This window comes from Dietzia sp. E1, from assembly GCF_014145015.1.
Taxonomy (GTDB): Bacteria; Actinomycetota; Actinomycetes; order Mycobacteriales; family Mycobacteriaceae; genus Dietzia; species Dietzia cinnamea_A.
In genome coordinates this window covers 1-18,307 of the sequence record NZ_JAALDU010000215.1, presented here as the reverse complement: position 1 = coordinate 18,307, position 18,307 = coordinate 1, and the positions used below count along the sequence as shown (strand labels likewise).

The window sequence follows — 18,307 nt, the reverse complement described above, 5'->3', positions numbered from 1 at the left end:
TGGTCGCGGCGTCGGGGTCGATGCCGTCCGGGGCGTCGACGCGCAGGTCGATGTCGTCCCGGGCGGCGAGTCCGACCAGCTCGGGCAGCGTGAACGCGGCGTGCTCCGGGCCGCGGCGGCCGAGCACCACGACCTCGCGGACGCGGCTGTCCCGCAGCGCCTCGAGGGCGTGGCGGGCGATGGAGGTGTCGGCGAGCCGCTCCGGGTCGGTGGCGAGGATGCGCGCCACGTCGAGGGCCACGTTGCCGTTGCCGACGATCACCGCGCGCTCGTGGTCCAGCGGGACGTGGGCGTCCGCGTGGTCGGGGTGGTCGTTGTACCAGGCCACGACCTCGGTGGCCGACGTGCTCCCGGGCAGATCGGTGCCGGGGATGTCGAGTGGCCGGTCCGTGCCGGCGCCGGTCGCGTACACCACCGCGTGATGATGGGCCGCCAGTTCCGCGGCCGTGACGTCCTCGCCGACGTGCACCCCGAGGCGGTACCCGAACCCGGGCTGTTCCTCGATGGCCCGGAACAGGTCGGCCACCGCGCGCGTGCTGGTGTGGTCGGGCGCCACCCCGTGCCGGGCCAGGCCGTGCGGCACGGGCAGTCGCTCGAACACCGTCACCTCCACCCCGGGCTGGCGCAGCAGTTCGTCGGCGGCGTACAGCGCGGCCGGCCCGGCGCCCACCACGGCCACCCGCACGGTCGTGCGCGTGGGGCCGAGGCGCACGAGCGTGGGGACGCGCGCCTGCGGCCGGGAAGGGCGGTCGTCGCCGGTCAATTCGGCGTTGATGTGCAGGAAGTCGTGCTGCTCCGGGGCCAGCTCGGTGTGCGGCACGATCGCCCCGACCGGGCACGCCCCCACGCACGCCCCGCAGTCCACGCAGGACACCGGGTCGATGTAGAGCATCTCCGCCGTGGCGAAATCCGGCTCGTCGGGCGTCGGGTGGATGCAGTTGACCGGGCACGCGTGGACGCACGAGGCGTCCGCGCAGCAGGCCTGGGTGATGACGTGGGGCATGGGTGGGTGCCTGTCCGGGAGGGGGCGTGGTCAGTCGCGGAACGCCACGGGCGGCTCGCCGCGGTACCGCGAGGGTCGTCCGTCGATCTTCAGGGCCTTCCACAGCCGGCGGGACGTCCGGTTCATCAGACCCGACTCCTCGGCGAGCATCCGGACGTCACCGAAGAGGTCGGACAGGAACCGCTGCGACTCGGGGCTGTCCCAGTACAGCTCGCGGACGACCTCGTCGGGGATATCGAAGGTGTCGCGGAACTCCTTGGTGGGCTTGAGGATCGCGTCGCACAGCACCCGCATGATCACCGGGAACAGCAGGGAGACGAGGAACGCGTCCCGCCGGGACAGCTTGGGGGCGTTTCGCGCGACGTAGGTGTGCGCGAACGAGATGTGGCGCGCCTCCTCAGCGACGTGGATCTCCATGATCCGCGACAGCACCGGCGGCAGGGAGTCCGAGTTGCGCAGGACCTGCTTCTGCGTGTGGTCGATCGGCTCCTCACCGGCCAGCACGCCGATGAAGAACGCGACCGGGAACCGGCCGGCGGCAAGCGGGAGGATCGGGGAGAGTCGACGCATCCAGCGCGGCATACCCGGGACGTCCGCCCCGATCTGGTTGACGCCCTGCTGGAACATCTGCGTGTGGTGGCACTCCTCGGTGGCCTCGTGGGTGAGGTACCGGAACTCCGCGGAGCCGTTCTCGGCCTTGAAGACGTACTGCATGATCCCGCGGATGAGGATGTTCTCGAACTGCAGGCCCACCTTCATGATGTTGGCCTGACGCCACAGCCCGATCTCGATCTGCTTCTCGATCGGCTGGGACTTGTACCAGGAGTGACCACCGAGCGGATCGATCCCGGCGGGCAGGACCCAGCGCTCGTCCGTGGGGTCCACGGAGAAGTCAGGGTGGTCCCAGGCGATGTCCTTGAACGGGTCGAAGCTGCGGTGCACGGAGGCGTGCGACAGGCGGCGGAGCGTGTCCTCGTACTCGTCTGTGCTCGCCGTGGGGGCGGGTGCGGCTGCGGACATAATCTTCCTTCCGGTCACCGACCCGGCGGGTCGGGAGGCGTGGAATCCAGCGGATGGGACAGAGAGACATCCGCGATCTATTTGTCCCTGACGCTAGACACAGACCGCCGATTCGTCAAGCAGTCATGAGGGGATTGTCAGCTCTGCCGGCGCGCACCGCGTGGGTCGGCTGTGGGTCCGCACCGCGCGGAATCAGCGCTGCGGGTGCGCGCCGAGGAGGGGACCGAGGTGGTTCCGGGCGAAGGCCCGCGCGACGGCGGGGTCGTCGAGGTCGATGGTCGTCGACGGCGTGAGGACGAAGGAGACGACCAGCCGGGCGGTCAGTTCGGCCACGACCAGCACCTCCTCGTCGCTGCGCGGCTCGGGGGCGGCGCGGCTGATCTCCGCGGCGAGGAAGTGAGCGGCGGCGGTGATGAGCGGCGCGCCCTGGACGGTGAAGTGGGGGACCGTCGCCTCGGGCTCGGTCTCGAGGAGGCGGTTGAGCAGGTCGTGGTCGCGGAGCGTCTGCACCGTGAACGCGAAGCCCTCGGTGAGTTTGTCTTCGATGGACTCGTGCGCGTCGAGCTCCCGCTGCAGGTCCGCGAGGAACCACGACGCCTCGCGCAGCAGCGTCGCCTCCACGAGTTCCTGCTTGTTGGCGAACCGGCGGTACAGGGTCATCCGCGCCAGGCCTGCCCGCCGGGTGATGTCGTTCATCGTCGACCGGGCGATCCCGACACTCTCGAACTGCGCGGCGGCCGCGTCGAGGAGCTGTTCGCGGATCGGGTCGTCGACCTCGGCGGCGTCCGGCAGTCCGCGTCCGGAACGGAGCATCGCCAGGGGGTCGGACGACGGGTTCTCGCTCATGGGGTCGATTGTCCCACCCCGCCGCGGCCGTGCCGGACCTCACGCGCGGTCATGCCCCACCACCGGCGCGCGTACTGGCTGAAGGTGGTCGCGTCGCCGAGGTCGAGGGCCGAGGCGATCTGGTACAGCGGGATCTCCGTGGTGGTGAGCAGCCGCGCGGCGACCTCACGGCGGACCTCGTCGCGGACCGCGGAGAAGCTCGTGCCCTCGCCCGCCAGGCCGCGCTGCAGCGAGCGGGGTGACAGGGACAGCAACCCGGCGATCCGCGCGAGGGACGAGGCGCCGGCGTCGAGGGACTGGTGGAGCGCCGCGCGGGTTCGGTCGGTCAGGCTCCGGCGGTCGGTGGGCACGTGCTGCTCGAGGTACCGCAGCGCCAGCTGTTGCACGGCGTCGTCGCCGCCCGAGATCTCCCGGCCCAGGAGGTCGGACGGCACGCGCAGGACGGCGGACGGGGTCGACGGCGTGACCGGCGCGCCGAAGAGGGCCTCGTACTGCGCGGCGTCGGTGTTGAGCGGGCCCGGGAGCTCGACGGAGAGCAGCCCGTAGTCGCCACCGAGGACGGTGCGCATGGCCCGGTGCACGAAGAGCAGCACGAGGTCGACGGCCTGGGGCGGGATGAGTTGGGCGGGGTCCCGGTAGCCGAACCGCACGCCCAACACGTCTGGCTCGCCGCGCGGATCGGGGACGACGGTGATCTCGATCGACCTCGAGTGGAAGAACAGGTACTTGGAGGTCATCTCGAGCGCCTCGGTGGTGGTCCGCGCGTTCTTCACGACCACCGCGACGGGGCCGAGCATGTCGAGGTCCTGGTGTTCGGCCACGCGGAGCCCGAGGTCGGGGCATCCGAGTTCGGCGGCCGCGGTCTCCAGCAGGAGCGCGATCGACAGGTCCTCGACCAGCATCTCGTCGCTGTCCAGGGCGCCGTGGGGCAGGCCGGAGCGCCGGGCGAGGTCGTCGGCGTCGCCGCCGAGTCCGGCCACGACGGCGCGGACGCCCCGCAGCCCCGCGGATCGGATGAACGCCATGGGAGCACTCTGGGCGACGTGGCGCGAAAGAGCAACTTGTTGGCGCATTACGGAAACCATCGCTCGCCGCGGGCGGTTACGGTACGTGGCATGACTGGTAGCACCCACCTCTCGGACGGGCCGGGCACCGAGCCCGCCGACCCGCTGGACCTGCTCATCGTCGGAGCGGGGATGTCGGGGATCGACCTGGCCCACCACGTCCACCGCGCCTTCCCGGACTGGCGCTGGGAGATCCACGACGTCCACGACGACCTGGGCGGGACCTGGCACACGTTCCGCTACCCGGGCATCCGCTCGGACTCGGACATGGCCACCTTCGGCTTCCCCTTCCGTCCCTGGCCCCACGACTCGACGCTCGGCAACGGCGAGGACATCAAGGAGTACATCCGAGACACCGCCCGCGAGGCCGGCGCGCTCGACCGTCTCCACCTGGGCTCGTGGGTGGCGGACGCCGACTGGCGTAGCGACGTGCAGCTGTACCGCGTGACCTGCCGGACCGCGGACGGCGAGCGCATCGTGTGGGCCCGCCGCGTGCACTTCGGCTCGGGCTACTACTCGCACTCCGAGGGCTTCCGCCCGGAGTTCCCGGGCGAGGAGGACTTCCGCGGGCAGATCATCCACCCGCAGCAGTGGCCGGAGGACCTCGACTACGCCGGCCGACGGTTCGTGGTGATCGGCTCGGGCGCGACCGCGGTGACGCTGGTCCCGGCGCTGGCGGACCTCGGCGCGGACGTGACGATGCTGCAGCGCACCCCGAGCTACATCGGCCCACTGCCGGAGAAGGACGTCATCAGCGCGGTGTGGAGGCGGCTGCTACCGGCGCCGTGGGACCACCGGGTGGCCCGGCTCAACCACGGCGCGCGCGACACCGCGCAGTTCGTGATCGCGCAGCGACTGCCATGGCTATTCAAGGCGGCGCTGCGGGCGATGCAGCGCCGCTACCTGCCGGCGGAGGAGATCGACCGGCATTTCACGCCGCCGTACCGGCCGTGGGACCAGCGCGTGTGCAAGGCCCCCGACGGCGACATCTTCCGGGCCATGCGCCGCGGCGCCGCGCGGGTGGTGACCGGGCACATCGACCGGTTCACCGAGACCGGCATCCGCCTCACCACGGGCGAGCACGTCGACGCGGACGTCATCATCACCGCGACCGGCCTGCGGCTGCAGGTCTTCGGGGGCGGCACGCTGAGCATCGACGGCGAGCCGCTCGACATCCCGTCGCTGGCCACGTACCGCGGCATGATGCTGGCGGGCGTGCCCAACGTCAGCTTCACCGTGGGCTACATCAACTCGTCGTGGACCCTGCGCGCGGACATGGTCTCGCGCTACATGGTCCGCCTGTGGGGGTCCGGCGAGGAGGTCTACGCGCCGCGCCTGCCCGACGGCCCGGCCGATCAACTCCTGCTGGACTTCGACGCCGGCTACATCCGGCGCGACGGCCACCTGTTCCCCAAGCAGGGCGACTCGCGGCCGTGGCGCTACGTGCAGAACTTCCTGGTGGAGATCCCCGAGCTCGCGTTCGGTGACCAGCGCCGGGAGATGGCGTTCGGTGAGGACGTGGTCCTGACCGGCGCCCGCCGCGCGCCGGGTGGCGCCGGTGGTTCCGCCGTGCGTGAGGTGACCGAGATGAGCGACGACGACGAGGTGGCGCGATCATGACCCGTTTCCTTCCACGCCGGAGCGCCGGACGGTCCGGGCGGGCCACCTCCGACGGTCCGGGCAGGCGCGTGCTCATCACCGGGGCGGCCTCGGGGCTGGGCCTGGCGCTGGCCCGCGAGTATCTGGAGCTCGGCGACGAGGTGATCCTCACCGACGTCCACGCCGATCCGCCCGCCGCGGTGCAGGGGCTGCCCGGGCGGTGGTCGTACCGCCGCCTGGACGTCACATCCGATGCCGACTGGGCGGCCGCCGCCGAGGACATCGACTCACTGGACATCCTCGTCAACAACGCGGGCATCGCGGTCGGCGGATCCCTGGAGACCACGTCCATGGAGTCGTGGCAGCGGATCGTGGACATCAACCTGCTCGGCGTCGTGCGGGGCTGTCGCGCGCTCGCGCCGAAGCTCGGTCGGGGCGGACGTCTGGTCATCACCGCCTCGGCGGCGGGACTCGTCCACGCGCCCAAGATGGGGGCCTACAACGCGACCAAGGCCGCCGCGGTCGCGCTGGGGGAGACCCTCGACGCCGAGCTGCGGCCGCGCGGGGTGTCGACGTCGGTGATCTGCCCGCAGTTCTTCCGGTCGGGTCTGGCGGAGTCGCTCTCCGGCGACGACCCGAAGGCGGACGAGATGGCGCGCAAGCTGCTCACGCGGACGCACCTGACGTCGGAGATCATCGCCCGGCGGTCGGTGCGCGGCATCGAGGCCCGGCGGGTGGTCATCACGCCCGACGCCCTGGCCACGGTCTTCTGGTACTCCAAGCGCTTCTCGCGTGTGCCGTTCCTCGCCTCGACGCGCCTGATCGGCCGGGTGGTGGCGCGCCAGGGCTGACACCGCGGCGGGCCGCGCGCCGAGACTGGTGCGGCGGCTCCGCTCGCGCCGGGGTCAGTCCCTCGGGTAGAGGAAGCCGCGCCGGACGTCGACGCCGACGGGCTCGCCGACCCGGCCTGGCACCGCGGTCCCGGCCGGGGCCAGGACCCTGAGCTCGGTGTCGCCGTGGCGGCAGATGACCGTCCTCCCGCTACGACCGTAGAGGGAGGTGACGAACTCCGCGCCGATGCGTCCCGGGGCCCTTTCGGGCGCGGCCAGGTCGAGTCCGCCGGGGAGCAGCGCGAGGGTGGCGGGGCCGGTCACCGTGCCGGCGGGCCCGGTGAGGACGTCGGCACCGAGCGTGATGCCCCCGTCGTCGGAGCGGAACCCGTCGCCGTCGACCGTTCCCTCGACGAGGGTGGCGTCGTGCAGGAACCCGGCGACGAAGGCGCTGTTCGGCGCGGCGTCCAGCCGGTCGGGCACGTCGCACTGCACGAGTCGTCCCCGGTGCAGCACGGCCACCTCGTCGCCGAGCGCGAGGGCCTCGCCCCGGTCGTGGGTCACGTGGATCATCGTGAGGTCGTGCTCGGCGGCGAGTCGGCGCAGGACCAGCCGGAGTGAGGCGCGCAGCGGCTCGTCGAGCGCGGACAGGGCCTCGTCGAGCAGCAGGACGCCCGGTCGCGCGACGATGGCCCGGGCGAGCGAGACCCGCTGACGCTGCCCACCGGACAGGGTGTCGGGTCGGCGCCGGGCGAATTCGCCCAGCTCGACCGTCTCGAGCGCCTCGGCGACGAGCGCGCGTCGGCGTGCGGCCGGCACCTTCGCGCGGCGCAGCGGGTAGGCGACGTTGTCCGCCACGCTGAGGTGGGGCCACACGGCGTGGTGCTGGAAGACCATGCCGAGGCCGCGTTCCTCGGGCGGCAGGTGAATCCCGTCGCCGACGAGGGTGCGGTCGCCGACCCGGATCGTGCCCGCCGAGGGGCGCTCGAATCCGGCGACGGCGCGGAGGAAGGTGGATTTGCCGGAGCCGGACGGGCCCACGAGGGCGAGGATCCGGCCGGAGTCCACACGGACGTCGAGGTCTTCCAGGGCGACGGTCTCGCCGAAGCGGACGCTGACGCCGCGGGCGTCGAGTTCAGGCACGGATCCTCCCGGATGCGGCGTCGGACCCGGTGTCGGGTCGGGTGTAGCGGGCGCCGAAGGCGGCCAGGACGAGCAGGCCCACCGCCATGAGCACCACGGACAGGGCGGAGGAGGCGTTGTAGTCCCCGGCCCGCTGGTACTGGAAGATCACCACGCCGAGCGTCTGGGTGCCCGGGGCCACGAGCAGGACGGAGAGCGTGAGCTCCCGCACCGCGGTCACGGTGACCATGACCGAGCCGATCCCTGCCGCGGGCAAGGCCATGCGCACGCTCGTGTCGATCCGCGAGCGCAGCGCCTTGGCGCCGCCGATCCGGGCGGCCTCCTCCATCGACGAGTGGATCCCCGCCAGTGGGCCGCGGACGGTCTGGACCACGATCGCGGTGAACGCGGTGACGTACGCGCCGAGGATGACCCAGCGGGTGTTGAACAGTCCGGTGTAGCGGCCGAGGATGAGCCACCCCGTGGCGATGACGAGGCCGGGGACGGCCTGCGGCAGCAGGACGGACATGAGGAGCGGTTCGCGGTCGCGTCCGGCCAGGCGGGTGGTGAACAGTCCGACGAGCAGTCCGAGGACGCCGCAGATGAGCGCCGCTCCGAGCGCGAGGACGACGGAGTTGGTGACGCCGTCGATCGTGGTGGAGGCGGTCAGCGCCCGCCGGAAGTTGTCCAGGGTCGCGGTCTCCAGGGTGAGGGGCACGCCCGGTGCGGGGAGGAGGGCCCGGACCGCCAGGCCGACGAGCGGGGCGAGGGTGACCAGGACGCTGACGGTCCACGCGACCACCGCCAGGGGCAGCCGGGATCGGCCGAGGGCCTGGGGCGCGGCGGGCCGTCCGGTGCCGCCGAACTCGACTGACCCCTTGGTGACCTGCCGGTCGAGCAGCGTTCCCAGGACACCGATGAGCAGCAGCACCACTCCGATCTGGGAGACGGTCTGCAGCGGTGAGGCCACGGATCCGGATTCGAGGAACCGGTAGACCATCGTCGACAGCGTCTCGTACCCGGCGGGCAGACCCACGATCACGGGGATGCCGAAGTCACCGATCCCGCTGACGAAGGTCAGGGTGAACGCCGCAGCCATGGCGGGCCGGATGAGGGGCAGGGTGACGTCGAGGTGGGTGCGCGTCGGGCGGGCACCGGAGAGGCGGGAGGCCTCCTCGAGCTCTGCGGGGATCCGTCGGAGCGCTGCCGCGACGACGAAGTACGCCATGGGGTAGGCGTGCAGGGTGAGCAGGAAGACGACGCCCGGCCCGCCGTAGAAGTTCCACGGTGCGAACCCGAACAGTCGGTCGAGGAGCCCGCCGTCGGTGAGCAGTCCGCTCCACGCGATGGCCCCGATGAAGGGCGGGATGAACAGCGGGGTGAGCAGCAGCAGGCGCAGCGCTCCGCGGCCCGGCAGGTCGATGCGGTCGAGCAGGAACGCCATCAGCGTGCCGATGATGACGGCCCCCACCGCCGAGAGCAGGGAGCTGACGAGGCTGTTGGCGGTGGCCGTGAGCAGGCCCTGGTCGATGAGCTCGGGGAGGTGGTTGGCTCCCAGCCCCAGCGAGACGACCAGGGCCAGGGGCAGCACCATGACGCCCGCGAGGGACGCCCACAGGGCCAGCCTGAGGGGGAGCGTCACCTACCTGACGGCCTCGTTGAAGGCGGCCACGGCGTCGTCGCGGGAGGCGGCGATCGCCTCGAGGTCCTGGTCGAAGAGGGCGATGTCGGCCAGTGCGGGGGCGCCCTCGGGGCTTCCGGCGTCCTCGCGCACGGGGAGGTAGCTCTGGTCGACGGCGATCTCCTGGCCCTTCTTGGAGACGAGGAAGTCGAGGAAGAGCTTGGCGGCCTCGGGGTTGGGCGCGTCGGCGAACACGGCACCGGGCTGGGTGATGTAGGGGACGCCCTCATCGGGATAGCTCACGGCGATGGGCGAGCCCTGGGCGGCGAGGTCGCGGACGAGGTAGTCCACCACGATCCCGACCGGGCGGGAACCCTCGGCGACGGCCTGCGAGACGGGACCGTTGGACTCGGCGACCTGCGGGTTGTTGGCGCCGAGCTGCTCGATCCACTCCTCGCCCAGGTCCGGCTGCAGGCTCCACGCCGCGGCGTTGAAGGCGGCGGCGCCGGAGACGTCCGGGTTGGGCAGGATGATCCGGTCGGCGTACTCGGGCTCGGTGAGCTCGGCCCACGAGGTCGGCGGCTCGGTGATCTCGGTGGTGTTGTAGGCGATCACGGTCGGGATGATGCGGGTGCCGACGTAGAAGCCGTCGGGGTCGATCGCCACGTCGGACAGGGCGTCGGCCTCGCTGGGCTCGAACTCCTGGAAGAGGTCCTGGTCCTTGTAGTCCTCGAAGGTGGGCACGTCGGCCGCGAGCAGTACGTCCGCGGCGACCGCGCCGGTGGACCTCTCGGCCTCGATGCGCGCCTTGAGGTCGCCGGTGCCGGCGCGGAAGACCTTCACCTCGATGTCGGGCTGCTCCTCGTTGAACGCGGCGATGATCTCGTCGATCTTGGCCTGCGGCTCCGAGGTGTAGAGGGTCACCTCGCCGGACGCCTCCGAGGACGCGGCGCCCTCACCGGATTCCGGGGCCGCGGGCTCGGAACACCCCGCGAGCCCGAGCGCTCCGGAGGCGAAGACCGCCACCGACGCCAGTACCGCCCGACGACCAACAGACCGCGACACGCGACCACTTCCCATCTGCACCATGAAACGGACACTCCATCCTGGCACCCTCGTCGGTCCGGCTCGGGAGTACGGGGTGAACCCACGGTGAATTCGGCGCCGAACCCCGACCGGATGAGAACCGGCGCCGAGCATTGGCCGGATGCGCACCGGCACCGAGCGCTGAACCGGCGCCGAGCGCTGACCGGATGCGAACCGGCGCCGCGGCGGGCACGGTGGAGTCATGACTGATTCCAACGCCATCACCGTCGAGCGCGTGATCGACCACTCGGCGGCTGAGATCTTCAAATTCCTGTCCAACCCGGAGAACCACGCCCGCCTGGACGGCTCAGGCTTCGTGCGCGGCGACTACAAGACCGACCGCATCCAGCAGGTCGGTGACGTGTTCGCCATGGACATGGAGGGCGAGCACATGGGCGGCGAGTACCGCACCGAGAACCACGTCACCGGCTTCGCCAAGGACAAGCTGCTGGCCTGGCAGACCGCGCCCGCGGGCACCGAGCCCAAGGGTTGGGAGTGGGTCTGGGAGCTCGAGCCCCAGGGCCCGGACTCCACGCTGGTCCGCCACACCTACGACTGGTCCAAGGTCACCGACAAGGACCTGCTGAAGAAGGTGTCGTTCCCGCTGGTGTCGGAGAAGCAGCTCGAGGACTCGCTGGGCAACCTCGCCGCGGCCGTCGCCGGCTGAGCGAGCAGCCCACCCCGACCCGCGACCTGCCCGGCCAACGATCCGCCCGCCGGATCCCCGCCGCGCGACCTATCCGATCGCGCGCCGCCTATGGGGCCCCGTAGGCGGTGCCCCATCCGATAGGTGAGCTGTCGCGCGTGCGCTCAGGGCCGGGCGTGCCGCCGACGTGGATCGCGGGTTGCGCCCCCGCCTCGAGCGCCGCCCTCGCCTCGAGCGCCGCCCGCTTCCCGGCCGCGTCCCGCGCTAGTCGATCTTCTTCAGCGCCGAGCCCTTGTGCATGGCCATGTGGCCGGTTTTGTCGCTCTCGATCTCGTACTGCGGCTCGTCCTTGCTGCAGCGCCGCATGCGTCCCTTGAACTCGACGTCCTCGGTGTGGATGTCGCGGATCACGCCGCTGACCATCCCGGCCTCGGAGTTCCACTCGACGTGGTCGCCCTTCTTGTACTCGCTCATGTGGCCAGTATGTTCACCGCGCAGCGGGTGTGCACGAACAATTGCCGCGAGGTCATGCATGCGCGGTCAACTCCTCCAGCATCCGGTCCCAGTGGACCAGCGGAAGGAGGTGCCCCTCGCCCTCGTAGATCGTCAGGTGGGCGACGGCCAGGTGCGCGGCGAGCCACCGCCCGTGGCTCGGTGGCGCCATCTCATCGCCGTCGCCGTACCAGAGGAGGACAGGTGCGGCGATGTCCTCGACCCGGAACCCCCACGGTCCCACGAACGCCACGTTGTCCCTGGCGATCGCGTGAGCGCCCTGGCGCAGAGCCTCGTTGAAGTTGACGAACAGCGCCCGCCGGGCGTCCCGGTCGGCGATCACCGTCGCGTCGCTGCCCGCGAACATCCAGTCGACCCAGGGTGCGGACTCGTCGTCGCACACGGACACCATGGCGTCGAGGGTGGCCGAGTTGCCGGAGAGGAACACCTGCGCGGCCCGCTCCGGGTCGCCGGGCAGGTGTGTCAGGGCCTCGAGGTCGTTCGGGGTGAGCGCGTCACGCGCGCCCGGCATCCGATCGAACGGTGCGAGGCCCCCGGACACGCCGACCCGGACGACGCGTCGGGGCAGAGCGGCTGCGGTGGCCAGTGCGAATGCCCCGCCCCCCGACCATCCTGACACCATGAACCGGTCGATCCCCAGGTGATCGGCGATGGTTTCCACATCGCGGGCGACGCCGGCCAGACTGATCGGCCCGGCGTCGGATCTGCCGTACCCGGGCCGGTCGAATCCGATCACGCGGACACCGGCCCGCTCGGCGACCGCCGCCCCGAATGCCATCTCGAGCCGCGATCCGGGAGTGCCGTGGAAGTGGATCAAGGGGTCGCCGTCCGGTGCCCCGCATTCATGTACGGCCACATGACGGCCGCCGATTCGTACCGTGTGTTCGGTCATGCCCGGAAGACTAGGCGCGGATCGGCCGCAGTGAAGCGGCGGCAGACAGCGGTTCGCAACCGGACGACGACGAGGTGAGTCATCTCACGTACTCGATCCCGCCGCTCGCCGCGACCGCCAAACCGGCCCGCTGACCAGCGAGGACGCGAACCCGCGGCCACGACGCCCGCCAGTCGAACCGGGCCCGGATCCCGCGCCGGGGGTTGCGGGGCCCCTCCCGCCTCTTCGTAGTGTCGGCCGCTGTCCGACGAACCAGTCGACAAGCACGACACGAGACCTACAGGAGGTCACGAGGGATGCAGAAGAAGCTTGTCCGAACCCTGACCGGTGCGATGATGGCGGGCGGGATCGCCGCGGCCGGCGCTACGCTGGCGACACCCGCGGCGAACGCGGCCCCGCCGAGCGCCTGGGACCAGGTGGCCCAGTGCGAGTCCGGCGGCAACTGGCAGATCAACACCGGCAACGGTTACTACGGTGGGCTGCAGTTCTCCGCCCAGACGTGGAGCGGCTTCGGCGGCGGCGAGTACGCCGCGACGGCCGACCAGGCCACGCGTGAACAGCAGATCGACATCGGCGAGCGGGTGCTCGCGGGTCAGGGCGCGGGCGCCTGGCCGAACTGTGGTGGGCCGCTCGCCTGATCCGAGCGCCGCACACGGATATGCGCATGACCGGCGCCGGGGCGATCCTCCGGCGCCGGTCTGACGTCTATCCGCCGGCGGCCTGTTCGGGCGGGTGGCGGAGTGGGAGACGGCGGAGGCGGCTAGTCTTCTGAACGGTGACCACCGCCGATCGTGTCTACTCCCGTCTCGTCACCCGCTCCGACGACGCGGAACACGAACTCCCCGAGCCCGTCCGACGCGACCTTCCGCGCAACGGCCTGCGCCTCGTCGCCGCCAACACACTGCAGTCGTCGGGGGACCAGACCGTCAACGCCTCCACGGTGCTGCCGTGGCTGTTCCACGTCCTCGGGGTGCCCGCGGCGCTCGTGGGCCTGCTGGTGCCGATCCGCGAGTCCGGGTCGATGCTGCCGCAGGCGTTCCTCACCCCGCTCGTGGTGCGGGTGCGCCGCCGCAAATGGGTCTTCGTCACCGGCGCGGCCGTGCAGGCTGCGTCGGTGGCGGTGATGGCCGTGATCGCCGCGCTGGGCCGGGGGACCGCCGCCGGCGTGGGCGTCCTGTCCGCGCTCGTCGTGTTCTCGCTGGGCCGCTGCCTGTGTTCGATCGCGTCGAAGGACGTCCAGGGTCGCACCATCCCGTCAGGGGAGCGCGGGCAGATCGTCGGTCTGGCGACATCGGCGGCCGGGCTGGTCGCCATCACCCTCGGCGTGCTCATCCGGTTGCTGGGCGGCGAGGATCTCGACCACACCGCGCTGGCGATCCTGCTGGCCGCTGGCGCGCTGCTGTGGGCGCTGTCGGCGTCGGTGTACGCGCGGGTGCGCGAGCCGGCCGGCGAGGCCCGCGACACCGACGAACCGGAATCCGGGGCGGACGATCCCGCGCCCGGCGAGTCGTCGCCCTCCTGGTTCGCGGACGCGGCGCGGCTCTTCCGCGAGGACGCCACGTTCCGGAAGTTCATCTCCGTGCGCGGTCTGCTGCTGGTGTCGTCGCTGAGCCCGCCGTTCATCGTGACGATGTCGATCGCCTCCGGAACGGGCGCGCTGGCCGGACTCGGCGGCTTCATCCTCGCCTCCGGCGTGGCGTCGCTGATCGGCGGGCGCATCTTCGGCCGGATGGCCGACCGGTCTTCTCGTCTGCTCATGGCGGGCGCGGCGACGGCGGCGTCGATCGTGGCGGTGGCCCTGGTGCTGATCGAGTCGATCCCGGGCTTCGACGGCGGTTCACTGCTCGGCGCCGCGGTGTTCGTCGGCGCGTACTTCCTGCTCACGCTGCTGCACTCGGGCGTCCGCGTGGGCCGCAAGACCTACGTGGTCGACGTGGCGGAGGGCGACACCCGCACCGCGTACGTCGCGGTCGGCAACACGATGATGGGCGTCATCCTGCTCGTGGTGGGAGGCGTCAGCTCGGCGCTGGCGGCGGTGAGCGTGGACTGGGCGCTGGTGTTCCTGGCGGTTCTCGGCCTCATCGGGGCGGCGTCGGCGATCTCGATGCCCGAGGTCTCGCGCGGCGCCTCCTGACCGGCCCGGGAGCGTCGGCTCGGGCCGCGCTCGCCACGCCCGCGGCGCTCAGACCTCGGGGTCGAACCCGACCACGTCGTAGATGAGCTTCTGGACCCCGTTGCCGTAGGCCTCGCTCTCGACCAGCTCGAGCTTCTGCCGCGGCTTGTCGGTGTCGCTCCACATGCGTTTGCCGGCGCCGAGGATCCACGGGAACACCAACAGGTGGTAGCGGTCGATGAGCCCTGCGTCGGAGAGACTCCGGGCCAGCGTCGCCGATCCCTGCACGAGGATCGGGGCTCCCTCCGCCTGCTTCAGAGCCGCCACCTCGTCGAGGTCGCGCAAGATCGTCGTCGTCCCCCATCCGTCCACCAGGTCGCCCTCGGCGAGCGTCGTGGACACCACGTACTTCGGTATGGCGTTGTACTTCGGGAACTCGTCGACCATCTGCGGCCACACGGCGGAGAACGCCTGGTAGCTGACGCGGCCGAGCAGCATCGACCCGGCCTCGTCCTGCTCGCGGGCCTTGAGCCCGTAGACCTCCTCGAGGAACTCCACCGCGAACGTCCAGCCGGTGTTGCGGTACCCGGGCTCGCCGCCGGGGGCCTCGACCACGCCGTCGAGCGAGACGAACGCGGTGTAGATCAGCTGGCTCACGGAGGCCTCCTCGCACGGGAGTTCCAGAGTACGCCCGCACGTGCGGTCTGGGAACAGTGACAATGGCAGCGGCGAGTGTCGCTTCGCTGCCGCCCGGCCCCGTGTGACAGCGCCCGTACGACGACGAGGAGTTCTCATGCCCGACGACCAGACCACCCTCGCGGACTTCGAGGCCAGCCTGCTGGACGGGAGCGAGAAGGACCTGTCCGACTACCTGGGGCAGGTCGTCCTGGTGGTCAACACCGCGAGCAAGTGTGGGTTCACGCCGCAGTACAAGGGTCTGCAGGCGCTGTACGAGGAGTTCCGCGACCGCGGCTTCGTGGTGCTGGGGTTCCCGTGTGACCAGTTCGCGCACCAGGAGCCGGGCACGAACGAGGAGATCGGCGCGTTCTGCGAGCGGAACTTCGGCGTGGAGTTCCCGCTGTTCTCGAAGATCGAGGTCAACGGGTCGGGCGCGCACCCGCTCTACGACTGGCTCAAGTCTGAGAAGTCCGGCGTGTTGGGCGGGCGGATCAAGTGGAACTTCACCAAGTTCCTCGTGGGTCGTGACGGTCGGGTGATCGACAGGTTCGGGCCCAACCGCAAGCCCGAGGACCTGCGGGAAGCCGTAGAGGCGGCACTGCAGGCGTAGTGACGGTCGTCGCACCGAGTTCCCATTCGAGCTGAGAGACGTCTAAGCTCCCTAAGTCACTACTTAGAACATCTGGAGCTTCATGTCCCTCGGACTCCGCCGCTTCGCGGCCGCAACCGCCGGCGCTCTCGCCGTCGCCCTCACCCTCGGATCCACCACCCCGGCGCTCGCGCAGACCGGCAGCATCGATCCCTCGACGCTCGGTCTCGAGGACCTCGAGGCCATCATGGAGGCGGCCGGATCCGTGCCGCTCGGTTCGACCACCGGCCTGATCGGGTCGGTCGGGTCCGCGGACTTCCCGCTGGACGGCGAGGGTTCCTACAACCCGCTGCCGAACAAGCCCCGCCCGGTTCAGGAGAACATCACCGAGTCCGAGTTCCTGAAGGTCGAGCGCACCTCCGGCGAGTACGAGTACTGGCTGGTCACCTCCGCCGCGATGAAGCGCGAGGTCATCCTCGAGGTCGTGCCCTCGCGGGTGAAGGACCAGGGTCCCGCCCCGGTGCTGTACATGCTCGACGGCGTCGACGCCCCCGAGTACAACTCGGGCTGGAACCACCAGGCCAAGATCCACGATCGCGTGCGCGACGACAACGTCCACGTCGTGATGCCGACCGGTGCGTACGCCTCGTACTACGCCGACTGGAACGAAGCCGACCCCGTCACCGGCTACAACAAGTGGGAGACGTTCCTCACCCAGGAGCTGCCCGGCATCGTCGAGCAGGGGCTCGCGGCGAAGGGCCTGGAGACCAACGGCAAGAGCGCCATCGGCGGCATTTCCATGGGCGGCCAGGCCGCCATGCACCTCGCGGCTACGTATCCCGAGATTTACCAGGGCGTCATGTCCTTCAGCGGTTACTACTCGACCATGGACCAGCTGGGCTACCAGACCATCCGCGGAACGATCGAGACCCGGGGCGGCGACGTCGAGAACCTGTGGGGTCCGCACGGCAGCGCTGATTGGAAGCGCCACGACACCATCTCCCACGCCGAGGACCTGAAGAACACGGCCGTCTACTTCTCCGCTGGCAACAACGTCGCCGGGGAGCAGGACTTCGCCAACTACATGAAGAACGGTCAGCTGGACTTCATGAGCATGATCCTCGGTCAGCTGCTGGAAATGGGTGTGCTGGAGGGCTCGAAGCAGTTCGAGAACGCGCTCGACCGCGCGGGCGTCGACCACCGCGTCGACTATGCCGAGACCGGCTTCCACAACTGGCCGAACTTCCTCAAGAACTTTGCGAACGGCTGGGACTACATCAAGCCCGCCCTGTACGGCGGCGTCGCCGAGCCCGGAACGGGCACCCCGGGTGACTCCGGTTCCGTCGGCTCGGCCGGCTCGTCGGGCTCGTTGAGCTCGTCCGGTTCCTGATCGACCATCTGAGAAGCGGTCCTGCGCCCTCCCACACTCGGGCGCGGGACCGCTTCTGCATTGCTCGCCCCTGCACTGAAGGACACCTCATGAACACCCGACCCCGCCGCGTCGCTGCCGCCGGCGCCCTCGCTGTCGCGATGATGCTCGGATCGTCCGCGATCGCCTCCGCCCAGATCGGCGACGGCATCGACACCTCGTCCCTGGGGCTCGAGGAGGTGGAGCTGATCGGGTCGGCGGCCGGTTCGCTCCCGCTCGGTTCGACGCTCGGGTCGCTCGGATCCGCGGGCTCCACGAACATCCCGCTCGGCGGCACCGGGTCCTACGTGGAGCTGCCCAACCCTCCGCGACCGAGAGACGAGTCGATCACGACGACCGAACTCCGCGGGATCACCGTGCACGGCGACTACGAGCACTGGCTCGTCACCTCCGCCGCCATGCAGCGCGAGATCGTGCTCGAGGTGGTCCCGTCCCGCGTCCGCGACCAGGGGCCGGCTCCGGTCCTGTATCTCCTCGACGGGGTCGACTCGGTCGAGGGCAACTCGGGCTGGAAGCGGGCCGGGCACATCGCCGAACGCATGGCGGGCGAGAACGTCCACCTGGTCACCCCGACGGGCGGGCCCTCGACGTACTGGTCCGACTGGAACAGTGAGGACGAGGTCTTCGGCTACAACAAGTGGGAGACGTTCCTCACCGACGAGCTGCCGGGTCTCGTCGAGGCCGAGCTGAACACCCGGGAGACGACGCACAACGGCAGGAACGGCATCGGCGGCGCGTCGATGGGTGCCCAGGCCGCGATGCACCTGGCGGCCACGTATCCGGAGTTGTACCGCGGCGTCATGGCGATCTCCGGCTACTACTCGAGCACGGACGAACTGGGGTACCAGTCGATCCGCGGTGCGGTCGAAGGCCGGGGCGGCGATACCGCCAACATGTGGGGGCCACGCGGCAGCGACCGGTGGAAGCACCACGACACCATCGCCGACGTGACCGGCCTGAAGGGCGCCGGGGTGTACTTCGCGACCGGAGGACTCGAGGTCACCGACGCGGACCTGCGGACATACGGGGACAACTACTTTGAGATGCTGCAGGGCCTGGTGCTGGAGAAGGGCGTGATCGAGGGCGCCAAGGCGCTCTCCCGCGAGCTCGATCGCCACGACATCGAGCACCGCGTGGACTACGGGCACGGCTTCCACGGGTGGCAGACGTTCCCCGACTACATCATGCCCGGCTGGCACCACATCAGACCCGCGCTCCAGGGCTGACAGTGATGATGTGTGTAGTGGTTCTTCGGG

At 70.7% G+C, this 18,307-nt stretch carries 18 protein-coding genes; 8 read left to right on the top strand and 10 right to left on the bottom strand.

Annotation, left to right across the window (positions count from 1 at the left end; translation table 11 throughout):
- The 4 genes from G6030_RS08330 to G6030_RS08315 all read right to left on the bottom strand — a co-directional run.
- Window positions 1-1,003, bottom strand: a 1,003-nt coding sequence (locus G6030_RS08330) for an FAD-dependent oxidoreductase (protein WP_182642808.1), incomplete at its 3' end; no start/stop codon positions are given.
- A 30-nt stretch (window positions 1,004-1,033) separates the two neighbouring features.
- Complete coding sequence (locus tag G6030_RS08325; protein WP_063972452.1) at window positions 1,034-2,023, bottom strand: diiron oxygenase; 990 nt, start codon at window positions 2,021-2,023, stop codon at window positions 1,034-1,036.
- Between the two features lie 192 nt (window positions 2,024-2,215).
- Entirely contained in the window at window positions 2,216-2,869 is a 654-nt protein-coding gene (locus tag G6030_RS08320; RefSeq protein WP_082904272.1) for a TetR/AcrR family transcriptional regulator, read from the bottom strand.
- Window positions 2,866-3,894: an AraC family transcriptional regulator gene (locus G6030_RS08315; RefSeq protein WP_063972453.1), complete on the bottom strand. Its 1,029-nt coding sequence runs from the start codon at window positions 3,892-3,894 to the stop codon at window positions 2,866-2,868. The genes G6030_RS08320 and G6030_RS08315 overlap by 4 nt, the downstream gene beginning before the upstream one ends.
- Window positions 3,895-3,984: 90 nt before the next feature.
- Between G6030_RS08315 and G6030_RS08310 the strand changes: the two genes are divergently transcribed.
- The gene (locus G6030_RS08310) at window positions 3,985-5,553 is read left to right on the top strand and encodes an NAD(P)/FAD-dependent oxidoreductase (protein ID WP_182642807.1); all 1,569 of its coding nucleotides are present in this window, start codon (window positions 3,985-3,987) and stop codon (window positions 5,551-5,553) included.
- The gene (locus G6030_RS08305; RefSeq protein ID WP_187701628.1) at window positions 5,550-6,383 is read left to right on the top strand and encodes an SDR family NAD(P)-dependent oxidoreductase; all 834 of its coding nucleotides are present in this window, start codon (window positions 5,550-5,552) and stop codon (window positions 6,381-6,383) included. Before G6030_RS08310 ends, G6030_RS08305 begins: the two co-directional genes overlap by 4 nt.
- A 54-nt stretch (window positions 6,384-6,437) precedes the next feature.
- On the opposite strand, the gene G6030_RS08300 is transcribed toward G6030_RS08305, so the two are convergent.
- From G6030_RS08300 to G6030_RS08290, 3 genes are read right to left on the bottom strand one after another with little or no spacing between them, the layout of a single operon-like run.
- Window positions 6,438-7,505: an ABC transporter ATP-binding protein gene (locus tag G6030_RS08300; protein WP_063972455.1), complete on the bottom strand. Its 1,068-nt coding sequence runs from the start codon at window positions 7,503-7,505 to the stop codon at window positions 6,438-6,440.
- Entirely contained in the window at window positions 7,498-9,126 is a 1,629-nt protein-coding gene (locus G6030_RS08295; protein WP_182642806.1) for an ABC transporter permease subunit, read from the bottom strand. The genes G6030_RS08300 and G6030_RS08295 overlap by 8 nt, the downstream gene beginning before the upstream one ends.
- Entirely contained in the window at window positions 9,127-10,185 is a 1,059-nt protein-coding gene (locus G6030_RS08290; protein WP_182642809.1) for an ABC transporter substrate-binding protein, read from the bottom strand. It abuts the gene before it with no gap.
- 208 nt (window positions 10,186-10,393) lie between these two features.
- On the opposite strand from G6030_RS08290, the gene G6030_RS08285 reads away from it, so the two are divergent.
- The gene (locus G6030_RS08285) at window positions 10,394-10,858 is read left to right on the top strand and encodes an SRPBCC family protein (protein ID WP_182642805.1); all 465 of its coding nucleotides are present in this window, start codon (window positions 10,394-10,396) and stop codon (window positions 10,856-10,858) included.
- Window positions 10,859-11,101: 243 nt separating this feature from the next.
- On the opposite strand, the gene G6030_RS08280 is transcribed toward G6030_RS08285, so the two are convergent.
- Window positions 11,102-11,311 carry a DUF2945 domain-containing protein gene (locus G6030_RS08280; RefSeq protein WP_182642804.1) on the bottom strand — a complete coding sequence of 70 codons (210 nt, stop codon included), beginning with the start codon at window positions 11,309-11,311 and terminating at the stop codon, window positions 11,102-11,104.
- 52 nt (window positions 11,312-11,363) lie between these two features.
- Entirely contained in the window at window positions 11,364-12,242 is an 879-nt protein-coding gene (locus tag G6030_RS08275) for an alpha/beta hydrolase (RefSeq protein WP_182642803.1), read from the bottom strand.
- Window positions 12,243-12,538: 296 nt separating this feature from the next.
- Between G6030_RS08275 and G6030_RS08270 the strand changes: the two genes are divergently transcribed.
- Together G6030_RS08270 and G6030_RS08265 are read left to right on the top strand one after the other, a co-directional pair.
- Window positions 12,539-12,880 carry a transglycosylase family protein gene (locus tag G6030_RS08270; RefSeq protein WP_182642802.1) on the top strand — a complete coding sequence of 114 codons (342 nt, stop codon included), beginning with the start codon at window positions 12,539-12,541 and terminating at the stop codon, window positions 12,878-12,880.
- Between the two features lie 137 nt (window positions 12,881-13,017).
- Window positions 13,018-14,376, top strand: coding sequence for an MFS transporter (locus G6030_RS08265; protein ID WP_182642801.1), 1,359 nt, complete (start codon window positions 13,018-13,020; stop codon window positions 14,374-14,376).
- Between the two features lie 48 nt (window positions 14,377-14,424).
- Here G6030_RS08265 and G6030_RS08260 read toward each other — a convergent pair whose 3' ends face one another.
- A complete protein-coding gene (locus G6030_RS08260) occupies window positions 14,425-15,012 on the bottom strand; it encodes a dihydrofolate reductase family protein (protein WP_182642800.1) in 588 nt (195 codons plus the stop codon).
- Between the two features lie 136 nt (window positions 15,013-15,148).
- Here G6030_RS08260 and G6030_RS08255 point away from each other — a divergent pair, with 136 nt between their 5' ends.
- From G6030_RS08255 to G6030_RS08245, 3 genes are all read left to right on the top strand, one after another.
- Window positions 15,149-15,643 (top strand): glutathione peroxidase, encoded by a 495-nt coding sequence (locus tag G6030_RS08255; RefSeq protein WP_182642799.1) that lies wholly within the window; start codon window positions 15,149-15,151, stop codon window positions 15,641-15,643.
- An 82-nt stretch (window positions 15,644-15,725) separates the two neighbouring features.
- On the top strand, window positions 15,726-17,012 hold the full coding sequence (locus tag G6030_RS08250) for an alpha/beta hydrolase family protein (RefSeq protein ID WP_182642798.1): 1,287 nt from the start codon (window positions 15,726-15,728) through the stop codon (window positions 17,010-17,012).
- Window positions 17,013-17,101: 89 nt separating this feature from the next.
- Window positions 17,102-18,277, top strand: a complete 1,176-nt coding sequence (locus G6030_RS08245; protein ID WP_182642797.1) for an alpha/beta hydrolase family protein — start codon at window positions 17,102-17,104, stop codon at window positions 18,275-18,277.
- Window positions 18,278-18,307 lie beyond the last annotated feature (30 nt).

What these genes read in the sequence shown, in the direction of transcription:
- G6030_RS08325 (WP_063972452.1), bottom strand. Translation starts at nt 2,023, where the DNA reads ATGTCCGCAGCCGCACCCGCCCCCACGGCGAGCACAGACGAGTACGAG.
- G6030_RS08320 (WP_082904272.1), bottom strand. Translation starts at nt 2,869, where the DNA reads ATGAGCGAGAACCCGTCGTCCGACCCCCTGGCGATGCTCCGTTCCGGA.
- G6030_RS08315 (WP_063972453.1), bottom strand. Translation starts at nt 3,894, where the DNA reads ATGGCGTTCATCCGATCCGCGGGGCTGCGGGGCGTCCGCGCCGTCGTG.
- G6030_RS08310 (WP_182642807.1), top strand. Translation starts at nt 3,985, where the DNA reads ATGACTGGTAGCACCCACCTCTCGGACGGGCCGGGCACCGAGCCCGCC.
- G6030_RS08305 (WP_187701628.1), top strand. Translation starts at nt 5,550, where the DNA reads ATGACCCGTTTCCTTCCACGCCGGAGCGCCGGACGGTCCGGGCGGGCC.
- G6030_RS08290 (WP_182642809.1), bottom strand. Translation starts at nt 10,185, where the DNA reads ATGGGAAGTGGTCGCGTGTCGCGGTCTGTTGGTCGTCGGGCGGTACTG.
- G6030_RS08285 (WP_182642805.1), top strand. Translation starts at nt 10,394, where the DNA reads ATGACTGATTCCAACGCCATCACCGTCGAGCGCGTGATCGACCACTCG.
- G6030_RS08280 (WP_182642804.1), bottom strand. Translation starts at nt 11,311, where the DNA reads ATGAGCGAGTACAAGAAGGGCGACCACGTCGAGTGGAACTCCGAGGCC.
- G6030_RS08275 (WP_182642803.1), bottom strand. Translation starts at nt 12,242, where the DNA reads ATGACCGAACACACGGTACGAATCGGCGGCCGTCATGTGGCCGTACAT.
- G6030_RS08270 (WP_182642802.1), top strand. Translation starts at nt 12,539, where the DNA reads ATGCAGAAGAAGCTTGTCCGAACCCTGACCGGTGCGATGATGGCGGGC.
- G6030_RS08255 (WP_182642799.1), top strand. Translation starts at nt 15,149, where the DNA reads ATGCCCGACGACCAGACCACCCTCGCGGACTTCGAGGCCAGCCTGCTG.
- G6030_RS08250 (WP_182642798.1), top strand. Translation starts at nt 15,726, where the DNA reads ATGTCCCTCGGACTCCGCCGCTTCGCGGCCGCAACCGCCGGCGCTCTC.
- G6030_RS08245 (WP_182642797.1), top strand. Translation starts at nt 17,102, where the DNA reads ATGAACACCCGACCCCGCCGCGTCGCTGCCGCCGGCGCCCTCGCTGTC.